Genomic DNA, 22,139 nt, shown 5'->3' with positions numbered 1-22,139 from the left:
CCATGGGCAATACACTGAAACCTTACGTAATATCAAACGTTGGAATGTCCCTAGATGGAAAGTTGGCCACTGTGAATAACGACTCGAGGATATCTGGCCCTGAGGATCTGAAGAGGGTTCATAGGTTAAGGGCGATGGTAGATGGCATAATGGTAGGTATAGGGACAGTACTCAAGGACGATCCAAGGCTAACTGTCCATAAGATAGACACAACTCCCAAGAGAAACCCAGTGAGGATAGTTGTAGATAGTAATTTGAGGATCCCACTTAACGCCAGAGTGTTAAATAAAGAGGCTAAAACCATAATAGCCACAACCTCCAAGATGTCAAAGGAGAAGGAGGAGAAGTTAAAGGAGTTAAAAAAGTTGGAACATGTAGAAGTTATAAAAACTGATGGAGACAGAGTAGATCTAAAGCAACTGATGGAGATACTCTATAAAAAGGGTATAAGGAGCATCCTCCTAGAGGGAGGAGGTACCTTAAATTGGAGTATGTTCAAGGAGGGTTTAGTAGATAAGGTTAGTGTGTATATAGCACCTATGATATTCGGGGGCAAAGATGCTCCAACCTACGTAGATGGAGAGGGCTTTAAGAGTGTTGAGGAGTGTGTTAAGTTGAAGTTGGAGAGGTACTATCCTATGGATGACGGTATAGTATTGGAGTTCCAAGTAGTTAAAGATCCTAAATAAAAATTAATGGTTAAAAGCAAGATCCAGGTATATAAAAATAGAAATCAATTATAATCAAGAATAAAATTAGTTATACTCAACAATAACTGGTGAGGAATTAGATTAAAATAACTATTATTAATATTAAAATAAAAACAAAGATCCCAAATTATTAAATAAAGAAGTTTATATAGGTAAAAATTAAATTTCGCTGTTATCCTCTGCTTTACACAGAGAGTTATAGAAGTAGAACAGAAATCTGTTAATCCTTATTCTTTATCTTCTCTTTTAAATAATTATTCTCATTATTTTTATTTATTTAATTTTTATTATTTTATAGAAGTAATTTACCAACAATAAAAAGGGATCCTATGGAACCTGTAGTAATCTTAGTAAATCCCAAGTACAGTGGAAACGTTGGAGCGATTGCCAGATGTATGAAGAACTTCGAAGTAAAAGAGTTAAGAATAGTAGGAAACAAAAATATACTAGATAAGGAAGCCTACATAAGGTCAGTACATGCCAAAGACATTCTAGATAAAGCGTTATTTTACAACTCCTTAGAGGACGCTATAGAAGACATTGACCTAGTAGTTGGCACCTCGGGAATAGTATCTGGAGATAGGAATTTAAAAAGGGTACCTATTACACCTAGAGAGTTGGCAGAGAAACACTTAGAGTTAAAGGGCAAAATAGGTTTAGTTTTTGGAAGGGAGGACGATGGGCTAACTAACAGGGAACTTGATCTCTGTGATCTCTTTCTATCTATCCCTACATCACCTGAGTACCCTGTAATGAACCTCTCCCATGCGGTGGCTGTAATACTCTACGAGTTGTACATCTCGAAACTTGAAAAACCTTTCCCTGTAAAGATGAGGGAGGCATCAAAACTTGAAAAGGATACTCTTATAAAGTTATTTGAGGACTTCGTAGATACCAACGAAAATATCCCAGAGTATAGAAAAGAACTGTGTAAGGTGATCTTTAAAAGAATAGTAAGTAGGGCATTTATCAGTGGTAAGGAGGCAAATACTCTTATGTGTGCCTTTAGAAGTAAAAAAGTATAAAAGATTACCCTAGTTCCCATCAAAAGGATAGTTTAAAGAATAATAAGGATAATTATAAAAACATTTTAAAAAGAAGATTGAAGGAGAAAAATCTTCATAATAAATATTAATAATAGCAACCTATTAGGAAGGATCTGCTCCGATTCCATAGTATCTTAGAGTATTCAGGAGAGATAATCTATATCTTATTTTTGATCTTAATACCTTCTTTTTGTTACTTTTATTATAATTATTATTATTTTTATCAAAATTTTTTTGATGGGAATTAAGGTAAAAGATTACTTACTAATTACCCTGGTGATCTTGTACCTTCCAACTGCCTCTATGTACTCTACCTCTACACCACTCTCAAGTCCCTCTACATCTTCAGGTATTGGGAGTTCTAAGGTTTCGTATGTTTCCAGATCCATTATCTGTACTGTATCTCCCATTATAGCCAAAACCTGCCCCTTTCTCCTGTCTATAATAGGTACCTCTACCTTTGAAGATGTTGGACCTACCATCTCCTTTTTAATTGGCTCAAAGATACCTATTGCAGTGATTCTAGCCTTTGCCCCTCCATGTTTTCCTGGTTTTGACTTTGTAATACTTACGATCCTACATGGGACGCCGTCTATCATTATATACTGTCCCTCCTTTAAAGACCCTAAATCTACAGGTTTTGTTCCTGGCACTCTCTCACCTTGTTTTTTAATCTTTTATTAATATCTCTTTTTTTTATATATTTTTTAATATTTCCATATAGGAAAAATAGTCATTAATTACAGCGGTATAGTATAAAAACTTTTGTGTAGTTAAAAAATAAAACTGCTAAGATGTCAACATGAATAAGATAATTTCTATATATATAAATCATAATAGAGAGATCATAAATAAAAAATATTTATGTAAGATGATAAAAGAGGGTTTTATAACGGCTCTGAATTGTTATCAGGGATTATTTTACTGTCTTAAATACATAAGGTAGATAAAGGTTTATATGATACCTCTATATAAATTTATAATGGTTTATAACAATAAATTTACGGGATAAGGATGAACAAGGAGCAACTTATGGAACTTCATCAGTTCTTTGTCCATGTTTATAGGGAATTAGTACCTGAAGATTATACCTGCCCCTATCTAGAACTTTACAAAAAGTTAGATGTCAAACCTCACCATATCCACAGGTTGAAAACTGAACAGAGTGCTGCTATATTTTTACTCTCTGCATGTATAGCCAGTTATATAGCAGATAACGACGATATGATTCCCAAATCCCTGTCTGTAAAGTTGTTAGAAAACGCCCTTAGATACCTAAATTCAAGATCTAAGAATTTTAATGATATAGAGAAATATATGGAGTTGATAGAGAAGATTAAAGATAAAAAAAGGAAAGATAGAAGGTTGGAACAACATCACCCTTAGGGAAAATATGGAGGATATCAATAGGATACTGAAGGAAGTATTAGAGGATATAGTTCCAAAAGAGGAGGAGAAGGAGGAGTTGAAAAGACTCTCTAAGAAAATTATTGAGGAGCTATACAATATTATCAAAAGAGAGGGACTAGATGATATAGTTGAGGATATAGTACAGGTGGGATCTACAGCCAGAGATACTCACCTAAGGAATGACTACGATATCGATATCTTTGTAAGGTTTAAAAGGGATGTGGATAGAGAGGTGTTGAGGGAGACTATCTTAAATATAGGTAGGAGGGCTATAGAGAACTTAGGAGGTACCTCCTGGGTGGAGTACGCCGAACATCCCTACGTCTCAGGGAGAATAGGGAGGTACGATATAGATATAGTACCATGTTATAGGATAGGTTGGAACGAGAGAATAATCTCCGCTGTAGATAGAACTCCTCTCCACAACGAATTTGTAAAGAATGTCCTTAAATCAAAACCTCTAAACAACGATATAAGATTACTGAAGAAGTTCTTAAAGGGAGTGGGAATATACGGTTCAGATCTAAAAACTAAGGGTTTCTCCGGATACCTATGTGAGTTGTTGGTTATACACTACGGGAGTTTTATCAATACCTTAAAGAACGCCCAGAGGTGGAGGATTGGGGAGAAGATAGTACTAGATGAGATATTTCAGATCTATGGTATAGATAGAGACTACAAATTTCCAGATTTTGATCATCCTCTTATAGTGTACGATCCTGTAGATCTTCAGAGAAACGTGGCGGCTGCCCTCAGTGAGGAGAACTTCTGTAGATTTATATTTTACTCTCGACAGTTCCTAGAGAATCCCTCTAAGGATTACTTCTACAACTATCATAGGAAACTAATAGAGAGATTAAGTAATAGAGATAGAGGAGCCTTACTTACTCTGAAGATAGAGAGAGACAGTAGTATAGTAGAGGATATTATATACCCTCAGATGGAGAAGTTGCAGAGGAGTATAAACAAGTTGTTAATTGAAAATGACTTCCAGATACTGGACTGTGGAGTTTATGCCAGTGAAGATGCCTGTTATCTATCATGGGAGTTTTTGGTATGGGAACTTCCAAATGTCAAGGTTAGAATTGGACCTCCTGTATTCAATAAGAGGGTTAAAGACTTTGTAAAGAAGTATCCTAAGCATTTTATCAGAGATTGTAGAGTATGTGCCTACGTAGAGAGAAAATATAGAGATGTATACCAACTTTTCGAGGATATAGTCTCTGGAAAATTGAAGGACAGGGTAAAACATCCTAAGTATGTTTCTCCTGTGAATGGTGAGGTTTATAGAGATATATTCGTAAATCAATATATGTCGATTATAAATATAAAATAATATTTAAAAATAGATACCTATTTTTCTTTTGAAAATTGCACTAAAAAAGAAAAAATATTAAAGGAGAGTTGTTGTGGAAGTATAAGACAGATGGTTAATATTAACTCCAGATGGGGAGTATATAGTTGCTGGGAGCGAATGGTAAAAAAATAAAAATGGTAGCGGGGCGAAGATTTGAACTTCGGATCTCCGGGTTATGAGCCCGGCGGGATCGGCCTGGCTACCCCACCCCGCTTCACAGCAGTAATTATAAAAGTAGTATGTTATATATAAAATTTTCGGTTTTGTGCAAAATATAACACAACAGTTGTTATAACTCCAGTTTTCATTAAAATATTAATTAGAAGAACAAATACTGTTATTTAAATAAAAAATAATAAAAAATCTTAAACTATATCTTAAAAAATTTTCTAAACACTAAATATATTTTTTATTTTAATTATTAATTATTTTATAATTTAAAAATTTAAAAAATTACTTTTGATAGAGAGTCTCTTATCCCTTATAACCTCTTTACCCTCTTCTCATCTATCTTATAAATAAAAGTATTGGGCTCCACATCCCTATCCACTAGGAGATTAGGACCTATCCAGGAGTTACTCCCAACCTTCACCCCAGGCATAAAGGATACTTGGACTCCCGTCTTTACGTTATCTCCCATTATCACTCCAAGTTTTCTAACACTCTCAACAACCTTGCCCTTAATATTTACCTTCACAGGCTTATCGTCAAACCTAAGATTAGCAGTTATGGTATTGCAACCGAAATTACAGTTCTCTCCTATTATACTGTCCCCTACGTAGGATAGGTGAGGTATCTTTGTACCTCTCATTACAATACTGTTCTTTATCTCAGAGGAGTTCCCTACAAAGGTGTTCTCCATAAGGACAGTATAGGGCCTGATATAAGCCAAAGGGCCGACAACTGCCCCAGACTTTATAACAGCAGGACCTTCGATTACAGAGTTGTGCTTTATTACAGCCCCCTCCTCCACTATAACATTTCCTTCAATTACAACATTCTTTCCTATATCTCCCTTTATCTCCCTCTTTATACCTTTTAGGATATGTCTATTGCTATCTAAAAGATCCCAGGGCCTACCGATGTCGTTCCAATATCCCTTTAACTTTACGCCCTTTATCCTCCTCTCCTTAATAAGTTCCTTTATAGCATCTGTAAGTTCCACCTCCCCCCTCTCTGAGGGTTCTAAGTCCTCAAGTATATCTAGGACATCACTCTGAAATTTATAAACGCCTCCGTTTATCAAGTTAGATTTTGGATTTTTAGGTTTTTCCTCTATCTCCACTACGTTACCCTCTCTATCTAACAGAACTACTCCAAAATTTTCGGGATTCTCTACCTCCACCAAGCCCATAGCGTTCTCATAGGATAAGATACCACTTAAATCGTCCTCAAAGATAATATCCCCGTTTATTACTAAAAATTCATCCCCTAAGTAATTCCTTGCACTTAAAAGGGCATATCCAGTCCCATCTATCGCCCCCTGTTCCACAAACGTTATCTTGGGATGGTCCCTGAAGTAATCTATAATCATATCCTTCTTATACTTTACAACAAGATATATATTATCTACAAGATTCTCCACTTTATTTATGATATATTCTAGTATGGGCTTTCCCCCCACTGGAAGCATAGGTTTAGGCCTATTTTCAGTTAACGGCAATAATCTTGTACCTTTTCCAGCACATAGAATAACTGCGTCCATAATCTCCCTATTCCAATGGTTATTTATTAATTACTTTATTTATTTAGATTTTAAAATTTTAAAACATCTAAAATCTTAAAAATAATTATTTTGTTAATTTTTATTAAAAATTCTTTTAGAAATCAAAAATTATAAACCTAACATCTCAAGAGCCTTAGGTATTTGAATTATTAACTCTTCAATCTGCGTCCTTGGAGTGGGATTCACAATCTCCCCAAGTAATCTGTTTACCTTACACCCCAATATACAAGCCTCCTCTGTTCTATAACCACAACTTATAAGGGAAGATACAACCCCTGTAAGTGTATCACCAGTACCTCCAATACATTCCATAGTTTCAATTCTTGGACTGTCTATTCTCTCTATTATATCCCCTTCCTTCACTATATAATCAACTTCTCCCTTGACAACCATATACCTTGGCATCCTGTTTCTGTAGGCTCTCTTTATCAACTCTGGTACCTCTCTATCGTCTACCTCGGAGATAAACCCTCTAACATAAGCGGGATGTGAGGCTTTCTCATCTGCCAAAAAGGCAAGTTCTCCTACATCTGGTAGAAAGATGTGGAATTTATCTCCTATCCCAGCAGCCTTTGCAGCGTACATCCCTCCAGCATCAGCTACTATCTTTGGAGAAAAGTCTATCTTCATTATCTCAGAGATCTTAGGTTTTATATAGTGTATTACTAATAGATCGTCATCAACATCCCTTAAATGTCTATATATCTTTAAACTCCCCTCTCCTGTACCAATATCTCCTGCAGTTATAACCTCTGGTAATTTCTCTCCAAAGTACTCATGAACTTTAATGGAGGCACCTATCAGTGCTCCAGTACCCATAGATAGGGGAAACTCCCTATTACCTATAACTATTTTATTTCCTTTCAGTTTTCCCTCTCCCCTAATAAGATCCAATCCCTCTATCGGTAGAGTACCTGCTACTATCATTTTCACATCTCCCCATGTTCTCTTTAACTATTCTTCTAGCCTCCTCAAAGGATTTGTTCAATGTATATGCACATAAGGTATATCCTAACTCCTTTGGGACCTCCCCTTCAGGGATCTCCAGTATATTTCTTCCCTTCAACTTCAGTGCAAGGTAGGGTACATCTGGACATCCCCCTCCAGATACGTTTAGGATGTTTCCCTCTCTATCTACAGTTATCTTCATATTTCCACATCTTACCATAATGGAACCGTCATTGAATTCCTTTACCTTTATAAGTTCAAGGGGCTTTAGAGAGGGATCGCTTAGAGGGATAAACTTTAGAGGTTTTAAGTTATTTTTCTCCAGTTCCCTTTTTATCCCTATCTCCTCCACCATCTCGTACTCTAAAGCGAGATCACACCCTTCTCTGATCTCAGGAGGTGGGGCAACAACCTTTATAGAGTATCCCTTTAAGATTTTCTCCGCCCTTATCGCCTCTTTAACACTTTTAAAAATTATCAGTCCCCTATGATCCTTCTTTTCCTCTTCTTTCTTTTTAACCTTTTTAAAAATAGAGGAGAGAAAATCCATCCTATCACCATTATTATAACGATAAAATATTTATAACAACATCTTTAAAACTGGTAGTACAAGTAGGTGAAACACTACGGCACCAACTAGTAATCCAAGGACGTAGGCTATTGCACTTTTATTTCCCTCAGCTGCCATCACATAGTTTCTAAAAGGACATCCACCCTGTATAACAGATAAAAACCCTACTCCTATTCCCCCAATTATTGTAACTAAGAAATGCGCCATAAATCCAGCACTACCTGCAGCATCCCCTGGTATGGCAGTTAAGCCCCTCTCCAAGATCCAGGGATAGAATGGAATCATACCCAACCCATGAAATATAAGGTATCCTATTAAGGAGCCTCCAAGGAATCCCAAGAGTCCTTTTATAAGCCATGTATCTCTAATTAGATAAAAGTCCCTCATTCCCCCGATAAAACAGAGTGCTGATCTCTGCCCAAGGTATCCAATTAGGATACCGAATATAAATGTCCCTATAGCAGGTAGATATCCCTCCATAGATATCACCTATGGTACTCTAAGATTCCCTTTTAGATACAACTCACTTCCCACCACAACTCCGATGAACAACCCTAGAAGGCCAATTATACCAAATATATCTCCATAACTAGTTCTTAAACTCATTCTAAGGGGACAGCCTCCCATTAAAAGGGCGAAATTTATCACAAGGAATCCAAGAATGAAGCTAATCCCTAAGTTTTTGGTGGATCTAAGTTTAAAGTCTTTATGAATAACAGCACCTATCAACGCCCCTAAAAATACACCTACCACAGTTAAAACAGGGAAAAACTCCGATACTGGAGCTACTCCCAGTGTTGTATCTACTATGTTGTTCATTATCCAGTTTATCAAATCCCTTGTATGACATGCAATACATAAACCGTAGGCTGGAGGAGGAGCAACCTTAAAAATTCCCTGCAGAATCGCCCCTGAGAACCCTGCAAATAACCCTGCCTGTAGCGGTGATATCTTCATACTACCACCTTTAATCCTATCTTTAACGGTATTATGTTATCGGGTTATATAAAATTTTCTTAATAGAGTTTTTAATATTCTAATTGCTATTAATATTTTTAATATGTATATCTTAATGTGATAACTATGCTGATAATACTTGTGGGCCTCCCATCTGTGGGGAAGAGTACCTTTGCAAGGAGACTGTCTAAGGAACTCTACTGTAGAGGTGTGGATAATCTAGTAATAGGAAGTGATGTTATAAGGGAGTGCTTTCCTGTCTGGAAGAGTGAGTACGAAGAGTATATAAAAAATGCAACGTACCAACTTATAGATAGCGCCCTAAGGGAGTTCTATGTAATAGTAGACGATACAAACTATTACAACTCGAAGAGGAGAGATCTAATAAATATTGCAAGGAAGAGAAATAGGGATTACATAATCATCTATCTAAGGGCTCCATTGGATGTTATATTAGAGAGAAATACAAGAAGAGGAGAGAAGGTTCCAAATGAGTTGATTTTAGAGATGTACAATAAATTTGATGAACCTGGAAAGAAGTACGCATGGGATAGACCTGATATTGTAGTGGATACTAATGGGGATATAGACTTTAATAAGATAGTTGATACCATTCTCGATAAAGGTACTAAGAAATCTAAAATAGAGAAAAATAGAAAAGAAGATAACTCTAAAAAAGAGATATGGGATAGGATAGATAAGATAACCAGGGAGGTTGTTGGAGAGTATATTAAAAAGGGAGTTGTAAAAGGAGAGGATATTAAAGTGATCTTAAAACTTAGAAAGGAGTTTTTAAAAAATCTAAAGTTTGATACTTTAAATGGTGAGAGGTGCTTGGAGAAATTAAAGGTTGATTTTAAAAGGTTTTTAGATGAGAGATTGGATAACAATAAATAATGATATAAAATTATTATATAATAAAATAATGAATACCTAATAAATTTTACACTACTTTTTTAATGAATTATTTAAATTTTTATTTTTAATAATTACAATCAATATTAACAATAATTTTCTTAAAAAAAATAATCGGTACTGAAGAGGGAATAATTTATCTCTAAAGTAATAACGGTGATCCTTATGGGAATAGAGGAGGAGATAAGGAGGATAGAGGAGGAACTTAAGAGGACGAAGTACAACAAGGCTACTCAGAAACATATAGGTATATTGAAGGCGAGACTTGCTAAGTTGAGAGATCTACAGAATAAGCCAAGGGGTGGAAGTTCAGGTTATTCCTATGCAGTTAAGAAGACTGGAGATGCTACAGTTGCATTTGTTGGTTTTCCATCAGTTGGAAAATCTACCCTACTAAATAAACTTACCAATGCAAATTCAGAGGTAGGTGCCTATGCATTTACAACTTTAACCATAGTACCAGGTATCTTAGAGTACAAAGGGGCGAAGATACAAGTATTAGATGCTCCAGGGATTATAGCAGGAGCCTCTGGTGGAAAGGGTAGAGGTAGTGAGGTACTCTCTGCCGTTAGAAGTGCAGATCTGATACTGTTGGTAGTGGATGTCTTTACCCTTGATCATCTACCTATACTGGAGAGAGAACTTTACAACGTAGGTATAAGGTTAGATGAGAAACCTCCAGATGTTAAGATAATAAAGAAAGATAGAGGAGGAATTACTATAAACGCCACTGTGCCACTGACTAAGATAGACGAGGAGACTATAAGGGCTGTACTCCAGGAGAACAAGATCCACAATGCAGATGTTGTAATAAGGGAGGATATTACAGTGGATCAACTTATAGACGTGATAAGTGGAAACAGAGTATATATCCCATCCCTTGTAGTGGTTAACAAGATAGATCTGGCAGATGAGGAACTTATAAAAAAGATTAAGGAGAAGTTGAAGGATAGACCTCATGTGTTGATATCTGGACATAAGGGTATAAACTTGGAGGAGTTGAAGGAGAAGATCTACAACACCTTAGGGTTTATCAAGGTTTATATGAAACCTCAAGGTAAAAAACCTGATCTAGATGAGCCCTTGGTACTATTGAGGAACTCTACAGTTGAGGATGTATGTAATAAACTTCACAGGGATTTTGTTAAGAACTTTAGATACGCCCAGGTTTGGGGAAAATCTGCCAAACATCCAGGGCAGAGGGTGGGACTTAACCATGTTCTCGAGGATGGAGATATATTAACTATAGTGATAAAGAGGAGGTAATGGGATAGTATGGATAACTTAGAGGAGAAGTTGGAGAAGTTAAAGAAGGCTGGAGAGATACATGTTAAGGTAATGGAGGAGGCAGTAAAACTTGTTAAACCAGGTGTGAAACTTTTAGATGTTGCCGAGTACGTTGAGAGTAGGATAGTGGAACTTGGGGGAGGTGTTGCCTTTCCCTGCAACATCTCTATAAACGAGGTTGCTGCTCACTACTCTCCATGTTATATGGATGAGAAAGTGTTTTCAGAGGGGGATGTTGTAAAGTTGGATATTGGGGTACATATAGATGGGTATATAGCAGATGGTGCGGTGACTGTAGATCTCTCGGGGTGTTACAGTGATTTAAAGAGGGCGTCGGAGGATGCCCTTAGATCTGCAATTAAGGAGATAGTGCCACCTATGAAGGTGGGGGAGATAGGTGCAATTATCCAGGAGGTTATCGAGAGTTATGGGTATAAGCCTATATCCAACCTCTCTGGCCATGTGATGGAGAGGTATCTACTACACTCTGGGGTAAATGTTCCAAATGTTAGGGAGAAGTCTAAGGAGTATATAGATGTGGGGGATATTGTAGCGATAGAGCCCTTCGCTACAGAGGGCTTTGGACAGGTTGTAGATGGTAGTGAGAGGTATATATTTAAGTTTCTCAGGTCAAGACCCCTTAGATTACCCCTTGCAAGGAAGTTGTTAAAACTTATAGAGGAGAAATATCCCTATTTACCATTTTCCGAGAGGTGGGTACTGAAGGAGGATGTAAAGTATAGATCTGCTCTGAGGAATTTAGTAGTTTCAGGTTGTATATACGCCTATCCAGTACTGATAGAGAAAGAGAGGGGAATAGTTAGTCAGGCTGAACATACTGTACTACTGACAGAGAACGGCGTAGAGGTTATAACTAAGGGACTACTCTAACTTATTTTTTATAGAGAGATCAGGGATTTAATATCCAATCTATTTATCGGTGGAAGAGATGGAAGATAGAGAAATTCAATACAGTAAAATCCTACGACTTATAGAAGGTTTTTCCAATATCGGTGTATTCCTAGCCTACAATGTCAATGTAGATGCAATAAAGATCTTTAAAGATGGAAAAGAGGTAGAGGAATTAATAAATAAGTTCCAGATAGAAGAGATATTAAGAAGTACAGAGAAACTCCCTAAAGAGATAAAAAGCCCTGTAGATTTCATAAGAGGATTAATATACAGTATGAAGTATGGAAAACCTGTTGAAGTACATATAGTTGAAGATGAAACCCTCAATAGGTGGTTTGACAGTATAAAGTACGACGAGGAGAGAATAGGAGGACAGGTAGGAATAATTTCCAATCTACTATCTGTATTAAATTTAAGAACAATAATAGCCTACACGCCTCTATTATCAAAGAAAGTGGCCGAAATGTTTAACAACAGTGATAATCTACTCTATCCTACAGTTGTTAATGGAAAACTCATGTTGGGGAAACCTATAGAGGTGTACAGAGAAGAGGATCCCTTAAAGATAAATCGTATCTTTGAATATAAAAAAGGTTTGGAGTTTTTTCTAGGAGGGGAGAAAATAAAAACACCCTGTGCAAATAGATTCATCGCTGCCTCAGATCTTGATGTTTATAGGGTAGAGATTAAGGAGGATCTAAAAGAAAAGCTACCTGAAATTGGTGAAATGGTAGATTGTGCCATCCTTTCAGGGTATCAGGGAATAAAGGAGAAATACTCAGATGGAAAAGACTGTCTCTACTATATTGAAAAATCCCAGGAGGATATAGATCTATTAAGGAGAAAAAAGGATATAAGGATTCACTTAGAGTTTGCCTCTATCCAGAATGAGAGACTTAGAAAGATGATATTAGATAAAATAGTTCCCAAGGTAGATTCCCTAGGGATGGATGAGGTTGAGATTGCCAACATTATGGAGATTATGGGATACGAAGATCTAAGTGACTCTCTAATAAAAGAGAGTAGGATTGAAAATGTCCTCTATGCCTGCAAGACACTTCTTGAGAGTTATAGCAACTTAGAGGTTGTACAGGTTCACACACTATACTACTTACTACACCTCTGTAGGAGAGATAATCTCTTAGAAGAGAAAGAACTTGAAGAAACCTTAGAGTTAGCCACAGTTTTAGCAAGTACAAAGGCTAAATTAGGTGGGATATCCTCAATTGAAGATCTGAAGGAAGGTATAAAGATACCTTACAATAGATATGGAAAATCCCTTAGAAAAATTGTAAAAGATATAAAGACAAGCCCGGAATATAGAGATTACAAGATTGCAATGGTACCTACAAGGTTAGTAGAGGATCCTAAATCTACAGTGGGATTGGGAGATACTATCTCTTCTGGAGCCTTTGTTGGATATGTTTCCCTGTTAAAAAATAAGGAACAAAGTCTTTAAACAATTTAAAAATAATAATAAAAAAAATAAAATTAAAATAATTAAATCTAAAAAGTAAATATTAACAAAAATCTAGTCCTCTCAATAGTACTCCGTATAATACCAGGAAATAACCTCAAAATATACTTTTTATAGAAAGCCCTGTAAAATTAACTAATTATTTCCTACATATTATATAATTAGTTTTAAGTATCGCATCCTTACCCTTTACCTTCATGGTACCGTTCTCTATCACTACTATATCCCCCTCCTCAAAATCCCCCTCAACTTCAATCTCTTTAAATATCTTTGGATTTGGACATATTTTATCTATAGCCAAATGATCCTCATTTAGGACAAGTTTCCCATTTTTTATAACACCAACTTCACCGTTGTTCTCTATCTTATCCACTATCGCCATTACCTTTCCAAAATCTATCATTTTTTGTCTCAACTCTTCCCTGTATCTTCTTAACTCCTCTAAGTCCTTTTCAATAACTTTTTCTAGATCCTTTTCCCTCTTATCTGTATATAGGATATCGAAGTCCTTGGAGGATGTTGGACCTCCGCAACATTTCCTCAGTATATCCTCAATAACCTCCTTTACCTCCTCAATACTCATCCTGTTGAAGTCGTACATATACTTTTTAAGTTCTTTACTAACCATCTCCTTAAGATGTTTATTTCCAAAGATGATGATACCACTGCCCTTTTTTATAGACTTATTTACAATATCATCGTTGAGTATATCCACTATGGCACACATCCCCTTCGTTAAATACATCCTTCTCCTACGGGAATCTGCACCTATGGATCTAACCTCCCCTACCAAAGTATTGTCTATTTTCTTCACCTTAACCCTCTCATCCTCTATATACACCTTAACTCCCAACTCCTCTGCAATCCTCTTTAACTCCTCCTCATCCTTAATCTCTCCAGAGTACAGTTTCTTCTCCAGTTCCTCCCTCTTCTTAGGGTCTCCCCTGAATATAATATTCCTTCTATCTCCTCCAATCACAGCACCGTTATTTCCATAGTATCCTACTACAATACTCATTCTATCACCAAAAAGTAATAATATAAAAATAATTAAAATTATTATTTTAATTTTATCATTTTAATCCAACTTGGAACAAAACAGTAATTAATTTCCTGATTCTTATAAAAATTCCATAAAAATCAAGATTGACTTTAATAATAAGTCTAATTAAAAATACTCACAAATCTTTCCAATTACGATTATTACATTTTTTAATATTGCCAATAGTCTTAACAAAGGTGTAAATATGCACGAGTTATCCTACGCAACCTCGATGCTAAACACTATATTAGAAACTGTAAAAAATCACGATTTTAAAAACGTTAAAAGAGTAAGTAAGATAAACCTGGAAATTGGAGAGTTAACGTTTATAAATGTGGAACAGTTGAAGTTTGCCTTTGAGGTGATTTCTAAATCTACAATATGCGAAGGGGCAGAGATAGAGGTAAAATTTATAAAACCTTATGTAATATGTGGCAACTGTGGTTATAAGGGAGAATTAGATGTTATAGATGATCTTCTTATAAGTTGTCCAAAATGTGGCAGTCCGTCGTCGTTGAAGATAGAGGGTGGTAGGGAGTTCAACATAAAGAATATAACTGTAGAGTTCGAGGATGAGTAGAATTATCTATCAAAGTAGTAATTAAAGAATAAAAATAACTAGGATTGAAAAACGAAAGTAAATCTTTAAAACTGTTAAAAAATGAAAAAATGGGTAAATTATTTTATTCTCGGTTTAAATCTACCATATTTGATGAGTATGGCTATAGAATCTATAATATATACTGATAAATGATGATTAAGCCTATTTTTAACTTTTTTGTTAAATTTTTTAATTAATTTTTAATACCTTAATTCCCATCAAAGTGATGGTTTAAATAATAAAAATAAGAATAATAAAAATTATAATTACCCTAGTTTCCATCAAAAGGATAATTTAGAGAATAATAAAAATAAAAATTGGTTATAAAAATAATAAAATTAAAGATTAAAGAAAATATTTAAAAAACAGAAACTTCTATTATCCCAGATGTAGAAAAAATTTTAAAAAGAAGATTGAAGGAGAATGATCCTCTGTAAACCTTCTAGTATAGCGGATATCAGAGTAAGATCTCCTATCTTACCTATGTGTTCAGAAAGATCTTAGGATATTTAATGATTTTTATATTGATTTACTATTCTTTTAATCACTACTGATGGAAACTAAGGTTAAAATTAATAACAGCAACTGTTAGGAGGATCTGCTCCACTTCCATAGTATCTTAGAGCACCCGAGGAGATTATCTTTTATTTATTCTGATTTTATACCTTCCCTTTTATACTTTTTATTTTTATAATTATTGCTATCTTATCAGAATTTTTTGATAGGAGGTAGGGTTTTTTAATATATTTTTTATAATTTATTATAATAGTTATATTATTATTTTTATTACTTCCAAAATTACCACTTTTATAGGTATATGAAAAGATATCCAAATTGTGGTTAGAAAATATAAAAGCCAATCCTGTTAGAAAAAATACCTTAAATCTAAATTAAGTACCTTTCTAAATGTTTTGAAGTGGAGGAAAAAGAGTGAGAATCATTGTTTATACTTCTTTTTTTATTTTTTTGAATAACTTTTTGTGTTATTTTTTATCTTTATAGTAATTATTTTGTTATTTTTATTGAATTTTTCTGTAATATAGAAAATAGAAGAAGATAGTAGTGTAAAAATAAAAATTTAACTCCCCTCACAAGGAAATACCTATTCCTGTGCCTCTTCTTCTACTAAATTTTACATCCCAAGTACATCCTTGGCAGCCTCTACTCCTCCACTGGCGTTATAACCTAACTCCTTAAATGCCATCTCTATGGCAGCCAAGGTTCCCAGTATATGGATCTCCCTTGCCTCCCCCATATGTCCTATCCTGAATATCTTACCACTAACCTGTCCCTGTCCACCAGCAATAATTACCTTATACTTATTAGAGAGGATCCCTCTAAACTTTCCATCCTCTATACCCTCTGGATATCTGGCAGAGGTTACAGTTATAGATCTTGCCCACTCCTCTGCAAAGAGTTCTATTCCCATAGTTTCCAAACCTGCAACTGTTGCCTTTGCCAATCTCTCATGTCTCTTAACCCTGTTCTCCAGCCCCTCCTCAAGTATTCTATCCAACGCCTTATTTAGTGCATAGATCAGTGAAACTGCAGGAGTATATGGTGATTCCCTCTTACTCTCGAACCTATCCCTGTACGCCTTTATATCTAGGTAGAAAGATTTACTCTTTGTATTATTTATAACGTCCCAGGCCTTCTCACTTATGGATATTGCGGAGATCCCTGGAGGAGCACTTAGACACTTCTGGGAACCTGTAACACATATATCTATGTGGAACTTATCTACATCTACGTAGTCTCCACCTAGGGAGGAGATGGTATCAACTATATAGAGGGCGTCGTAATCCTTAACTACCTCTCCAATCTCCTTAATTGGATTCCTTACACCTGTAGAGGTTTCGTTATGAACTACTGTAACAACTTTAATATCTGGGTTCTCCTCTAAGATCTTCTTTACATCTTCAGGTCTTGCACCTTTACCCCATGGATACTCCAATTTAATAACCTCTCCCTTATACACCTCTGCGATCTTGGAGAATCTCTCTCCAAAGTTACCGTTGCATATTGTAAGTACTTTATCCCCCTTATCTACAGTGTTGGCAATAGCCATATCCATAACTGCAGTACCAGATCCAGTGATAATATAGACGTCTCCCTCGGTAATAAACACCTTCTTCATCTTCTCTACAGTGTCCTCCAACAGTGTTCTAAACTCCTCTGTTCTATGGCCTATTATAGGGTATGCCATTGCATTCAGTACTTCACTTGATACCATGGTAGGTCCTGGAATCATTAAAAGTTTTTCATGGTCTATTCTTTTCATGTAATCCCTCCTTTTTATTTTGATCAATTAGATTATTGTTATTAAGTTTTATATTTACTTTAACCTAAGGGGCAGATTATAGGTGTCCCAATGGAGAGGATTTATCTAGCCTCCAACTGGAAATTCTTCCTAACTACTTTGTCCTATTTTCTTATTTTATATTTTGTTATTATATATAAGATTAGGACTGATAATAAAGATAATAATAAAGAATAAAAAAGATAAAAATTTTCTTAAAAAGATAAATTAACAGAAATTTCGACTCACCCCTATAGTTTCCAGGTATTCCACAGTAATAGTGAGATTTTAATTTCCACCTGTACTGAACCTTTAATTAAGATTTAAACAGTTTTCTTAAGATTTTCCATTTTTAATTCTTTATTTATTTTTTATAATAATTATTTTTATCGAGATCCTAATAATTATTGTCATAAATAATATTTTAATAAGGTTTATTCTCTACTCCCTTCCCTCAGTTTTCTCATAATCTCAATTCTCTTTTTGATCAACTCTATCTTACCTATATCTCTCCTGTGGAATACTTCTCCCTCTATATACTTTATAGCCTCCTCTACAATCCTCTCACACTCTTCAATATTCTCCGATACCCCCACTACTGCAATACTCCTTGAACCTGTTAGATACAACTTACCATCTCTCTCATCTACTGACGCATAGTAGAGAAGTGCTCCAGTCTCCCTTATCTTCTCCTCATCAACCTTTATAACCTCACCCTTTACAGGATTTGTTGGATATCCCTTTGGTGCAACGTACTTACATACAGTTGCCTTTCTCTCAAATTCTAAGTTTATCTTATCTAAGGTACCGTTAACTATAGCCTCACAGATCTCTAGGAAGTCGTTCTTCAGGAGAGGTAGTATATTCATCGCTTCAGGATCTCCAAACCTTGCATTGTACTCAACTACCTTAGGACCCTCAACTGTAAGCATAAACTGGCCGTAGAGGATACCCTGGTATGGACCAACCTCCTTCCTTATAGCCTCAACTGTATCTCTCATGATCTCCTTAGCCTCCTCCAGATCTCTATCACTCAAAAATGGCAACTTGTGATCTGGACAGGAGTAGGATCCCATACCTCCAGTAATTGGTCCCTCGTCTCCCTCGTAGGCGTGAGGGTGATCCTGGACTGCTGGAGTGAAGGCAATATTCTTTCCATCTACGAAGCCATGGAGTGTAAATTCTACCCCTACAAGTTTCTCCTCTATTACTACCTTTCCTCCACCTATATTCTTCTCAAGGATCTCCTTTGCATACTTCTTTGCCTCCTCGTTGTCCTTTAGTTGCTCCCCTACAACCTTTACCCCTTTACCTCCAGTTAATCCTACAGGTTTTACAACTACATCTATCCCCCTCTCACTTAAACTGTCTATATACTCCTCTACACCCTCGTAGGTATCAAAGGAGGCATACTCTACAGATCCCTTTATGTTGTACTTTTTCATCAGCCCTCTCATAAACTCCTTACTTGTCTCGATCTGTGCAGGATCTTTCTTTGGCCCTACTGTGGGCACTCCCATATCCCAGAGTACATCTGCCACTCCTACCTCTAGAGGTGCCTCGGGACCGATGACTGCAATATCTGGATTTACCTCATTTACAAAGGACATTATAGCCTCAACATCTGTCTCAGGTTTTAGAGATACCTTTTCCGAGATCCTGTATATTCCTGGATTCCTGTTCTTCATAACTGTATAGAGTTTTACAGAGGGGTTCTTCCTAAGAGCCTCTGCAATGGCATGTTCCCTTGCTCCACCACCTATTAACAACACCTTCATCTTATCACCAGGTTTTTTATATTAGGATAGGTATTATACTTTATATAATAAATACCTTATTAAGGTGAAAGTGTGTTAAAGGAGGTTTTGAAAAATGCAGATGCTAAGGATATTGCACCTATAGCATATACAATACATCTACTTGTAAATAAGGTACCTGTTGCTATGAGATCCAAGGAAAAACCTGGTGTAAGGGTTGAAAAGGGTAAAATAGTAGATACCAACTACGAGGGATACGTGTTAAAGTTGGCTATAGAGTTGGGACAGACCTTGAGGGTAAGTGCTGTAAAGGGACCCTATGCAGGACTGCCAGTAATAGTGGTGCCGATAGTAGATGATGGAGAGGTTCTTGGAGCGATTGGAGTAGTAGATATCACTGCAGGAATATTTGAGGAAATACTGACCCTTTCAAGGAGACCAGAGTTGATGAAATTCCTACCTGAGGAAGCCTTCCCTAAATAAAAATTATTAGGTGAGAGTATGAAGAAGATATTTATCTATCCACCTAACAGTCTAATACTTGGAGATCTCGTTGAGAGGTTTGGCCATAAACCCTTAATGCTCAACAACGTTGTAGGTAAGAAGGTTAGAACTCCAGAGATAGACAGTCCTCCTATGAACATGACAGATGAAGATCCCAAGAAGGGATTACGTTATGCAGCAATAGAGGTGCCCTCTGGAGTTAGGGGGAGAATGTCCTTAATAGGTCCCTTAATTGAGGAGGCAGATGCTGCCATTATAATGGATGAGGCTCCTATAGCATTTGGATGTATAGGTTGTGCCAGGACAAATGAACTTACAAAGTACCTTATAAGAAGAAGGAGGATACCTAAGTTAAACCTTATCTATCCAAAGAATGAAGAGGAGGCAAAGGTTGTGGTTCAAAAGATAGCCAAGTTTCTTGAAGAGTTGGAGTAGGTTTCTTATCTTTAATATTATTAATCCTAGTTCCTATCAAAAGGATAGTCTAAAAAATAATAAAAATAATTATAAAAATAATAAAATAAAAATAATAAAGAAAAGATTTTAAAATAAAAACTTCTATTATCCCAGATGCAGAAAAAATTTAAAAAAGAAGATTGAAAGAGAATGATCCTCTGTACATCTTCTAATATAGAGGATATCAGAATATAATTTCTTATCTTACCTAAATGTTCAGAAGATTCTAAGAGTATTTAATGATTTTTTATACTGAACTCTACTTCCCATCAAAAATTCTGATAAGAATAACAATAATTATAAAAATAAAAGTATAAGTGAGGACATTAAAATTAAAATAAAAGATAATCTTTCTGGGACGCTCTAAGATACTATGGAAGTGGAGCAGATCCTCCCTAACAGTTGCTGTTATTAATTTTTATTATAATTTCAGTCTTTTTTTTATTATTCTTATTTTTATTATTCAAATCATTACTTTGATGGGAATTAAGGTTTTTATATTTATTATTTTCATTGTTCTTTTAATCACTAACTTGGTGGGAACTAAGGTTATTATTAAATAGCAACTACATCGAGAGTCTCGAATTAAATTAAAATAATAATTATTATAAAAATAAAAATAATAAAAAAATGTTAAATAAAATTAAAACAGAGAAATCTTAAGGATCGTGTGTTAATTTCAACAATGTTATAAATAGAGTTTTGCAAATAATTAATTAGGAACAGGCACTTAAAGATATTTTCACGTAGTAATAAATTAAGAGATTCTGTATCCATTCTTTTTTATTATTTTTATCTTATCGTCATTAAATTTTTATTACTATCTTCATTATTTAACCTAACCAACTATCTAAAGTGGTCATCGGTTTATACCATCTGATCTTTGGAGGAGTTTTTAATATCCTGCCGTACTCTCCTCCCCCTCCAGGATAGTAGTATATCTTATTCTTTCGAAACATCTCGATAGTTTTACCTATCTTCTCATTTACCTTTATCAAGTTAGAGATGTCCTCCTTAATAAGGACATTTATCTCGTTACCGAAGAGTTCAACATATTTTCTCCATAAACTTTCAACGATCTTAGTATCAATACCTTTCCCAATAGATAGAGAGATTATCTGGGAGAGAGGAACTATCCTGTAGTAGGGAGGTCTAAAATCAGGATGAATAACCTTCTTATCCTTGGACAACTCTAAGGTTCTATCGTAGACTCCTTTTTTTATAACTCCTCCACATTCAGGACATCTGTAGTTCAACTTTATAGCATCCTCTATACGGTACCTTAGATGGCACTTTGAACAGGCTGTTAGATGGTACTTCCCAAGGGCAGGATCTAAGCCGTAGTTTGCAACGATCTTGTTATGTTTTATAGATCTCTTTATCTCTTCGAAGTTCTCCTCAAGATCTCCAATACTTCTAACCTCAAATTGGTTGAACTCCCTCCCCAATCTATAGGGATGGTAGGAGTGGGCATCGGAGTTGCTTAGAAAAGGTATATCTCTAAGTTCCTGGACCATATCTCCCATATCAGTATCTGCAGATAACCCTAACTCCACAAAATCAGGTTTCTTCCCATAACACTGATATATAGAATCGAAGGACTTGTAAATGCTAGTATAAGGAGTGAAGGCATGGGCAGGCCCTATAAGCCCTCCAGTCTCCTTAACTATCTCCAACAGTTCCCCTCCTCTAAGGGTAACCTTAGGTCTTCCCTCGGTATCTATGTTGTTAGAGTATCTCCTCAACCTCTCCCGAAGTTCGTAGGCTTTAGATATAGAGGGTAGCAATACAAGGTGATGAACACGGTTTTTATCCTCAATCTCCACTGTTAAAATTAAATTACTATCTTTATAATCCTGGATCTCCTGAAGATACTTGGGATGGAGACAGTCTCCAGTACCAATTATATTAAGGCCCTTTAATTTCCCGTATTTCAGTATATGCTCTATGTCCATATTCTTCGAGGTCCCCCCTGCAAATCTCGAGTGTATATGTAGATCACAGTTTACTATCAAAGTATCATCCTCCCAGTTAAAGTCTAAACATTAGAAGAAGAGATAGAGAATCCTGTTAGATCTTCTCTTAGGGTGGCATTAGTAGTTTAAAAAATATTGGAAATCTATAGATGTTCTAGGGTATTTAATTTTAACCAGAGATATAACAT

21 protein-coding genes and 1 tRNA gene are annotated in these 22,139 nt (G+C 35.7%); 11 read left to right on the top strand and 11 right to left on the bottom strand.

The features are described 5' to 3' along the window. The first annotated feature begins 2 nt into the window (after positions 1-2). Entirely contained in the window at positions 3-689 is a 687-nt protein-coding gene (locus tag CFE53_RS04645; RefSeq protein ID WP_253254741.1) for a 2,5-diamino-6-(ribosylamino)-4(3H)-pyrimidinone 5'-phosphate reductase, read from the top strand. A gap of 350 nt (positions 690-1,039) precedes the next feature. Beyond that, positions 1,040-1,735 (top strand): TrmJ/YjtD family RNA methyltransferase, encoded by a 696-nt coding sequence (locus CFE53_RS04640; RefSeq protein ID WP_148120702.1) that lies wholly within the window; start codon positions 1,040-1,042, stop codon positions 1,733-1,735. 278 nt (positions 1,736-2,013) lie between these two features. On the opposite strand, the gene CFE53_RS04635 is transcribed toward CFE53_RS04640, so the two are convergent. Further along, positions 2,014-2,409, bottom strand: coding sequence for a translation initiation factor IF-5A (locus CFE53_RS04635; protein ID WP_148120701.1), 396 nt, complete (start codon positions 2,407-2,409; stop codon positions 2,014-2,016). Between the two features lie 361 nt (positions 2,410-2,770). Between CFE53_RS04635 and CFE53_RS04630 the strand changes: the two genes are divergently transcribed. Both CFE53_RS04630 and cca read left to right on the top strand, forming a co-directional pair. Then, complete coding sequence (locus CFE53_RS04630) at positions 2,771-3,142, top strand: UPF0058 family protein (RefSeq protein WP_148120700.1); 372 nt, start codon at positions 2,771-2,773, stop codon at positions 3,140-3,142. 7 nt (positions 3,143-3,149) lie between these two features. Then, positions 3,150-4,502 carry a CCA tRNA nucleotidyltransferase gene (gene cca, locus CFE53_RS04625; RefSeq protein WP_148120699.1) on the top strand — a complete coding sequence of 451 codons (1,353 nt, stop codon included), beginning with the start codon at positions 3,150-3,152 and terminating at the stop codon, positions 4,500-4,502. Between the two features lie 156 nt (positions 4,503-4,658). Here the strand turns inward: cca and CFE53_RS04620 are convergent. From CFE53_RS04620 to CFE53_RS04595, 6 genes are all read right to left on the bottom strand, one after another. Then, positions 4,659-4,737, bottom strand: a tRNA-Met gene (locus CFE53_RS04620). 267 nt (positions 4,738-5,004) lie between these two features. Then, complete coding sequence (gene glmU / locus CFE53_RS04615) at positions 5,005-6,228, bottom strand: bifunctional sugar-1-phosphate nucleotidylyltransferase/acetyltransferase (RefSeq protein WP_148120698.1); 1,224 nt, start codon at positions 6,226-6,228, stop codon at positions 5,005-5,007. Positions 6,229-6,357: 129 nt separating this feature from the next. Continuing rightward, positions 6,358-7,176 (bottom strand): NAD(P)H-hydrate dehydratase, encoded by an 819-nt coding sequence (locus tag CFE53_RS04610; RefSeq protein ID WP_148120697.1) that lies wholly within the window; start codon positions 7,174-7,176, stop codon positions 6,358-6,360. Beyond that, positions 7,130-7,747, bottom strand: a complete 618-nt coding sequence (locus CFE53_RS04605) for a DUF3343 domain-containing protein (RefSeq protein WP_148120696.1) — start codon at positions 7,745-7,747, stop codon at positions 7,130-7,132. The genes CFE53_RS04610 and CFE53_RS04605 overlap by 47 nt, the downstream gene beginning before the upstream one ends. A 30-nt stretch (positions 7,748-7,777) precedes the next feature. Continuing rightward, positions 7,778-8,248: a YeeE/YedE thiosulfate transporter family protein gene (locus tag CFE53_RS04600; protein WP_148120695.1), complete on the bottom strand. Its 471-nt coding sequence runs from the start codon at positions 8,246-8,248 to the stop codon at positions 7,778-7,780. Between the two features lie 9 nt (positions 8,249-8,257). After that, on the bottom strand, positions 8,258-8,725 hold the full coding sequence (locus CFE53_RS04595; protein ID WP_148120694.1) for a cytochrome C: 468 nt from the start codon (positions 8,723-8,725) through the stop codon (positions 8,258-8,260). Between the two features lie 126 nt (positions 8,726-8,851). Between CFE53_RS04595 and pstK the strand changes: the two genes are divergently transcribed. From pstK to pfkC, 4 genes are all read left to right on the top strand, one after another. After that, positions 8,852-9,622: an L-seryl-tRNA(Sec) kinase gene (gene pstK / locus CFE53_RS04590; protein ID WP_148120693.1), complete on the top strand. Its 771-nt coding sequence runs from the start codon at positions 8,852-8,854 to the stop codon at positions 9,620-9,622. Positions 9,623-9,805: 183 nt separating this feature from the next. Then, a complete protein-coding gene (locus CFE53_RS04585; protein ID WP_148120692.1) occupies positions 9,806-10,906 on the top strand; it encodes a GTP-binding protein in 1,101 nt (366 codons plus the stop codon). Positions 10,907-10,915: 9 nt separating this feature from the next. Next, positions 10,916-11,818, top strand: a complete 903-nt coding sequence (gene map / locus CFE53_RS04580; RefSeq protein WP_148120691.1) for a type II methionyl aminopeptidase — start codon at positions 10,916-10,918, stop codon at positions 11,816-11,818. 58 nt (positions 11,819-11,876) lie between these two features. Then, positions 11,877-13,298 (top strand): ADP-specific phosphofructokinase, encoded by a 1,422-nt coding sequence (gene pfkC / locus CFE53_RS04575; protein WP_148120690.1) that lies wholly within the window; start codon positions 11,877-11,879, stop codon positions 13,296-13,298. A gap of 157 nt (positions 13,299-13,455) precedes the next feature. Here the strand turns inward: pfkC and CFE53_RS04570 are convergent, their stop codons facing one another. Beyond that, the gene (locus CFE53_RS04570; RefSeq protein WP_148120689.1) at positions 13,456-14,334 is read right to left on the bottom strand and encodes a DUF2121 domain-containing protein; all 879 of its coding nucleotides are present in this window, start codon (positions 14,332-14,334) and stop codon (positions 13,456-13,458) included. Positions 14,335-14,563: 229 nt separating this feature from the next. Here CFE53_RS04570 and hypA point away from each other — a divergent pair, with 229 nt between their 5' ends. After that, positions 14,564-14,938: a hydrogenase maturation nickel metallochaperone HypA gene (hypA, locus tag CFE53_RS04565; protein WP_148120688.1), complete on the top strand. Its 375-nt coding sequence runs from the start codon at positions 14,564-14,566 to the stop codon at positions 14,936-14,938. Between the two features lie 1,153 nt (positions 14,939-16,091). On the opposite strand, the gene CFE53_RS04560 is transcribed toward hypA, so the two are convergent. Both CFE53_RS04560 and purD read right to left on the bottom strand, forming a co-directional pair. After that, positions 16,092-17,240 (bottom strand): alanine--glyoxylate aminotransferase family protein, encoded by a 1,149-nt coding sequence (locus tag CFE53_RS04560; protein WP_148120687.1) that lies wholly within the window; start codon positions 17,238-17,240, stop codon positions 16,092-16,094. A 452-nt stretch (positions 17,241-17,692) separates the two neighbouring features. Then, on the bottom strand, positions 17,693-19,036 hold the full coding sequence (gene purD, locus CFE53_RS04555) for a phosphoribosylamine--glycine ligase (protein ID WP_148120686.1): 1,344 nt from the start codon (positions 19,034-19,036) through the stop codon (positions 17,693-17,695). A gap of 72 nt (positions 19,037-19,108) precedes the next feature. Here purD and CFE53_RS04550 point away from each other — a divergent pair, with 72 nt between their 5' ends. Further along, a complete protein-coding gene (locus tag CFE53_RS04550; protein WP_148120685.1) occupies positions 19,109-19,498 on the top strand; it encodes a DUF2111 domain-containing protein in 390 nt (129 codons plus the stop codon). 18 nt (positions 19,499-19,516) lie between these two features. Next, on the top strand, positions 19,517-19,954 hold the full coding sequence (locus CFE53_RS04545) for a methanogenesis marker 5 protein (RefSeq protein ID WP_148120684.1): 438 nt from the start codon (positions 19,517-19,519) through the stop codon (positions 19,952-19,954). A gap of 854 nt (positions 19,955-20,808) precedes the next feature. Here the strand turns inward: CFE53_RS04545 and CFE53_RS04540 are convergent. Next, entirely contained in the window at positions 20,809-21,990 is a 1,182-nt protein-coding gene (locus tag CFE53_RS04540) for a TIGR00375 family protein (RefSeq protein ID WP_148120683.1), read from the bottom strand. Positions 21,991-22,139 lie beyond the last annotated feature (149 nt).

This window comes from Methanofervidicoccus sp. A16, assembly GCF_003351865.1.
Lineage (GTDB): Archaea > AGJL01 > Methanococci > Methanococcales > Methanococcaceae > Methanofervidicoccus.
The sequence above is the reverse complement of the archived record's forward strand: the minus strand, read 5'-3'. Positions and strand labels throughout refer to the sequence as shown.

Bases quoted from the DNA above. Each gene is read 5' to 3' on its own strand.
- purD (WP_148120686.1), bottom strand. From the start codon at position 19,036: ATGAAGGTGTTGTTAATAGGTGGTGGAGCAAGGGAACATGCCATTGCA.
- hypA (WP_148120688.1), top strand. From the start codon at position 14,564: ATGCACGAGTTATCCTACGCAACCTCGATGCTAAACACTATATTAGAA.
- CFE53_RS04640 (WP_148120702.1), top strand. From the start codon at position 1,040: ATGGAACCTGTAGTAATCTTAGTAAATCCCAAGTACAGTGGAAACGTT.
- cca (WP_148120699.1), top strand. From the start codon at position 3,150: ATGGAGGATATCAATAGGATACTGAAGGAAGTATTAGAGGATATAGTT.
- CFE53_RS04585 (WP_148120692.1), top strand. From the start codon at position 9,806: ATGGGAATAGAGGAGGAGATAAGGAGGATAGAGGAGGAACTTAAGAGG.
- CFE53_RS04610 (WP_148120697.1), bottom strand. From the start codon at position 7,176: ATGATAGTAGCAGGTACTCTACCGATAGAGGGATTGGATCTTATTAGG.
- CFE53_RS04545 (WP_148120684.1), top strand. From the start codon at position 19,517: ATGAAGAAGATATTTATCTATCCACCTAACAGTCTAATACTTGGAGAT.
- pfkC (WP_148120690.1), top strand. From the start codon at position 11,877: ATGGAAGATAGAGAAATTCAATACAGTAAAATCCTACGACTTATAGAA.
- CFE53_RS04570 (WP_148120689.1), bottom strand. From the start codon at position 14,334: ATGAGTATTGTAGTAGGATACTATGGAAATAACGGTGCTGTGATTGGA.
- CFE53_RS04600 (WP_148120695.1), bottom strand. From the start codon at position 8,248: ATGGAGGGATATCTACCTGCTATAGGGACATTTATATTCGGTATCCTA.
- CFE53_RS04630 (WP_148120700.1), top strand. From the start codon at position 2,771: ATGAACAAGGAGCAACTTATGGAACTTCATCAGTTCTTTGTCCATGTT.
- CFE53_RS04605 (WP_148120696.1), bottom strand. From the start codon at position 7,747: ATGGATTTTCTCTCCTCTATTTTTAAAAAGGTTAAAAAGAAAGAAGAG.
- glmU (WP_148120698.1), bottom strand. From the start codon at position 6,228: ATGGACGCAGTTATTCTATGTGCTGGAAAAGGTACAAGATTATTGCCG.
- CFE53_RS04560 (WP_148120687.1), bottom strand. From the start codon at position 17,240: ATGAAAAGAATAGACCATGAAAAACTTTTAATGATTCCAGGACCTACC.
- CFE53_RS04595 (WP_148120694.1), bottom strand. From the start codon at position 8,725: ATGAAGATATCACCGCTACAGGCAGGGTTATTTGCAGGGTTCTCAGGG.
- CFE53_RS04645 (WP_253254741.1), top strand. From the start codon at position 3: ATGGGCAATACACTGAAACCTTACGTAATATCAAACGTTGGAATGTCC.
- map (WP_148120691.1), top strand. From the start codon at position 10,916: ATGGATAACTTAGAGGAGAAGTTGGAGAAGTTAAAGAAGGCTGGAGAG.
- pstK (WP_148120693.1), top strand. From the start codon at position 8,852: ATGCTGATAATACTTGTGGGCCTCCCATCTGTGGGGAAGAGTACCTTT.